Source organism: Rhodopirellula maiorica SM1, assembly GCF_000346295.1.
Taxonomy (GTDB): Bacteria; Planctomycetota; Planctomycetia; order Pirellulales; family Pirellulaceae; genus Novipirellula; species Novipirellula maiorica.
Window position 1 is genome coordinate 1 of the sequence record NZ_ANOG01001108.1, and the last position, 4,174, is coordinate 4,174.

Sequence of the window (4,174 nt, forward strand, 5' to 3'; positions counted from 1 at the left end):
CCGGTGTGCCGTGGGTGGAAACGAATGATGCCGAGATTGCATCGCTTGCAGCGGAGCATCTTCTACAGCGAGGTTTCAAGCATCTTGGTTTTTGTGGCGATGCGGATTTCAATTGGTCCAAGTGGCGGCGGAATTATTTTCGCGATGGGGTCGAAAAGGCAGATTGCGATTTTCACTCGTATGAGACGGCGATGAAGGAAATAAATTCATCGTCGTTCGAAGATGAACGCAAGCGGATTGCCGAATGGATCAAGAATTTGCCACGACCGATTGGCATATTCGCCTCCTATGACATCAAGGCTCAACTGGTCTTAGATGTCTGTCGCGAACTTGAGATTGCGGTGCCCGAAGAGATTGCGGTGCTAGGCGTGGATAACGACGAACTGCTTTGCAGTCTTGCCGATCCGCCGCTGTCCAGTGTTGTACCGAATTCACGCAAGACCGGTTTTGAAGCAGCGCGGTTGCTCGATGCAATGATGAACGGTGAAGAGGTGTCCAAAGAAGGGGTGTTGATCGAACCGCTAGGAGTCGAAACGCGTCAATCGACCGACATTCTCGCGATCGACGACATCGACGTCGCTGCGGCGCTGCGGTTCATTCGTCAGCACGCGTATGCGGGGATCAATGTCAACGATATCGTCCGTCATGTGAATATTTCGCGTCGGGTCCTGGAGACGCGATTTCGAAATGTCATCGGCCGGACGCCACACGAAGAGATTCTGCGGCAACGGATCATGCGAGTGAAAAAACTGCTCGCCGAAACCGACATGACGCTTCGCCAAATTGCTACCCGCACTGGGTTTGAGCATACTGAATATTTGACCGTGGCGTTCAAACGCGAAACCAAGCAAACGCCCACACAGTTTCGCAAAAAAGTGACCAACAAATAATTTGGGGCGTTTATCGCATCAGTTGCAAACCGGATTCGGTGATCGTGTACGGCACAATCGATTCATCACACGCACTGCCGCGATGTTTTGCAACATGCAACGCACGTCCCATTTTGTTGCCCTCTCGCGTCTTGCCCATCAAGATGATCGTGTTGGCGTTGGACAGCACATCGCCGCTTTGGATCGGACGCACTAGCAAGTCATCCAGCATCACTTCATGACTGGTGTACAATAATGTGCACCCGATGTCTTGATGGTCGTAGGCATGCGACTGGATCGCTTCTTGATTGTTGCGAAACGCGACACGAAACAAGTCGCGGGCGACCCAGTCGTGTTCTTTTCGCAGGATTTGGTGGTAGATGTATTCAAACATCTCGAACTGAATCGAATCGGCGGCCTTATCGGTCGGTTCGACTCCGTCGATCACGCAGCGGCGAACGCCGTGAGCAAAGTTGCCATAGAAAAATGCGATCGCTTGATCGAGTTTTTTGGACTGCTCGTATTTCCATTCTCGCCAACTGTCCGAATCAAGATCGCTAGCCGTCACGCGGCGTCCGGAATGCTGGAACACATGCATGTAATCGCGTCGCGAGTGAGTCGCGTCCCAGATCTTCGCTGCATCCCATCGGCCATTGGTTTCAAACTCGCTCAATCGCCAATCATAGAGTCGTTCAGCGTACGCGGAATGATTTTGTGAGTCGCCTCGTGACGTCAAATCGAACAGGATGCCCGGCTGGCCCTCTTGTTCGATCCCCGCGTTGGCAAACCCGAGTCCCAATTGGGTTTTGCCAATCCCCGACGCTCCCATCACAACGGTCAGCGTGCCTGGGATTAATCCACCGCCAAGCAGTTCGTCTAATTCGGGAATTCCAGTTTTCAGTCGTTGCGACATAGCGGGCGAATGGGGGTTTAGGGGAGGCGTGTGAAGGTGCGTAGCAGCGGTTTCCTGTGTGACCACCGCGCCGCGAGTAAGGTTCACGCGGAACAAGCCGAGTAATTTAAGAGGCCGAGGGGAAAGGTGCTAGTGAGTGAAGCGATCCCCCCAGAGCTGATGCAGTTTTATGGCAAGTCCCAATCCCAAAAACGCTCCGTTTTTACCGCCTGATTCCAGAGTGTTTGGGGCCCCTAGAGTCTCGGGGCCCGAAAAATGGCTCAGCGAGTTCGCTGCACCGCAATCGGCAACCCAGGTGCGGTATGCTGTGCAGGGTTCGGACGGGGGAATCGCCGCTGTAGCATGACGCGAGAGTGCATGTTCCCCTAAAATTGAGAAACGACTGAGAGACAGAATGCGACAGAAAATCAATGAATCGGTAGGCTTCCTGCGGTCCACGGCAATTGGGGGGATCTTTTTCCTATTGCCACTGGCGGTGATCGGCGGTCTTTTAGGCCAAGTCTATGGGATCGTTTCCGCGGTCGCAGTGCCGCTGCAAAAGTGGATTCCAGGAAATCAGCCATTCAGTATTGCGATCCTGTTTTCGGCGGCGGTGGCGATTTTGATCATGATGTGTTTTGCTGCGGGCGTGATCGCAAGACGAGCGATCGGCAAGAAATTTTCATCCACTGTCGAGAAGCAATTGATCACCGTATTTCCAAAATACGCGATCTACAAAGACTTGTTGGCTGGGAATCTGAAACATGACAGCGACGGGCCGACGTTGTCACCGGTACTGGTGTCATGTCCCGAAGGCTACCGCGTCGCCATGGAAGCGGACCGTTTGCCGAATGGTTTGGTGGTGGTCTACTTTCCCGGAGCACCCGATACCTGGATTGGTTCGGTGGTCCTGGTGCCCGCCTCACGCGTGTTTGCTACCGAATTGGACTTTAATGAAACCCTTGGCGTGTTCGAGCGACTCGGCCGCGATTCAAGCCAATTCCTGGCACCCATCGAAAGCTTGGTCAGTAATACGCCGGCTCCGTCCACCGTCGTCGCGGATTCACCCCAAGTCCAGTAGCGAAAGTCGCCAAGACTTTTGGCCATCCACAATTCGAATCAAGGCGAGATCAGATCCAGCAAGTTGTAAGGTGCATTGACTTGCGTTTCGCTAATCGGTTCGGGATTTAGTTTCGCAGGCAACTGTCCGGCCTTGAGTATCTGTACGATCAGGTCGGTTTCGGCGCGAGTAAAATTTCCCGTGATCCGTGCTTCGCCCCGAATCGGCTGCAGGATATTGGGGGCTGTCAACAGTTGATCATCAAGCACGATACCGAGCTGTGTTTGTGTGTTACCGGAGGGTGTGTTGGCAGTCGTCAACGCAAGCATCTTGGCGGCGCCGGCATTGCTAAAGTTGATCGCAACCGCGGGATTGCCATTTTGGTCAAAGGTGGCTGCAGCAAACGCCAGGTCCTCACCCCCGACGGCGTGCTCGCTTTCAACCACCGCCAACACATCGATTGATGGGATGTTTTGAGTGTTCATCCAGCGAGCGATTTTGACTTCGCTGTCATTGCCTAGCAGATTGCTGGGCAGTTGCATGACTTCGCCAGTCTGAGTGTCACGTACCGTAAGCGAATTCAATTGCACGGTTAGCGGCGTCACATCGTCGCCGGTTTTTGCAGTGGCGTCTCTTCCCACAGTCACCCACCTTCCCACCACGCTTCCGTTATCGTCAAGCACATCACGACTTGTGGAAGGCGTTTGGGAGGATGCTTTTGCCAAATTCAGAAGATTGGCATGTTTGGTTTGATTGGCAATCGGTAGAAAACGCAACACCCCAGCGGAGCGGAGCAATCGTTTTGCATTCGCAATTTGTATTGCATCCCGAGTTGGCAAGATGACTTCGACCTGATCTTCATCCAAAGCGTTGACCGCCAATCCCGCCCCAAAGGAATGGCGAAGACGTCGTCGTAGCGGTTCGGTCAAATCATCGCCGCTAACCGCTTCGGAGTATGGATCCGAACGCTCGATCGAGTACACCAGCCGGGTACCCGGTGTCGAGCCCTGAAACAACCAAGCAAACGCAGCACCAGCGGCCAACGCCACTAGCAAAACCATTCCCACCGCAATCAAGACGACCAGAAATCGCTTGTCAGAGGATCTGTGTTCGTCCGGATGCCCCGCAGGGACATTGCTTTGTTTGCTCATCGAGTTTTACCAAATTACTACACGACATTGCTTCGCAGCGGCCATCTTATTGATCGATTTAAGCAGCTAGGCAGAAGTCATTCCGTATATTCGCCGCTAGCCACGGTTCCGACATTCAACCGGGACTAGCGCCCAAACGAAACGCGGTAAAGCATTTCTCCCTATAAGGAAAACGCGAATTAGCTGTAGCGAAAGTCGCAGA

The 4,174-nt window shown here is 53.4% G+C and carries 4 protein-coding genes; 2 read left to right on the top strand and 2 right to left on the bottom strand.

What is annotated here, in order from left to right; genetic code table 11:
• Nucleotides 1-890: AraC family transcriptional regulator (locus RMSM_RS35725; RefSeq protein WP_040771346.1), on the top strand; the 890-nt coding region annotated here is incomplete at its 5' end.
• A 10-nt stretch (nt 891-900) separates the two neighbouring features.
• Here RMSM_RS35725 and RMSM_RS35730 read toward each other — a convergent pair.
• Complete coding sequence (locus tag RMSM_RS35730; RefSeq protein ID WP_008709527.1) at nt 901-1,782, bottom strand: RAD55 family ATPase; 882 nt, start codon at nt 1,780-1,782, stop codon at nt 901-903.
• A gap of 394 nt (nt 1,783-2,176) precedes the next feature.
• Between RMSM_RS35730 and RMSM_RS35735 the strand changes: the two genes are divergently transcribed.
• Entirely contained in the window at nt 2,177-2,842 is a 666-nt protein-coding gene (locus RMSM_RS35735) for a DUF502 domain-containing protein (RefSeq protein ID WP_008709529.1), read from the top strand.
• A 38-nt stretch (nt 2,843-2,880) separates the two neighbouring features.
• Here the strand turns inward: RMSM_RS35735 and RMSM_RS35740 are convergent, their stop codons facing one another.
• Nucleotides 2,881-3,972 (bottom strand): SecDF P1 head subdomain-containing protein, encoded by a 1,092-nt coding sequence (locus tag RMSM_RS35740; protein ID WP_008709531.1) that lies wholly within the window; start codon nt 3,970-3,972, stop codon nt 2,881-2,883.
• Nucleotides 3,973-4,174 lie beyond the last annotated feature (202 nt).

Coding starts and splice junctions, on each gene's coding strand:
- RMSM_RS35735 (WP_008709529.1), top strand. CDS start 2,177: ATGCGACAGAAAATCAATGAATCGGTAGGCTTCCTGCGGTCCACGGCA.
- RMSM_RS35730 (WP_008709527.1), bottom strand. CDS start 1,782: ATGTCGCAACGACTGAAAACTGGAATTCCCGAATTAGACGAACTGCTT.
- RMSM_RS35740 (WP_008709531.1), bottom strand. CDS start 3,972: ATGAGCAAACAAAGCAATGTCCCTGCGGGGCATCCGGACGAACACAGA.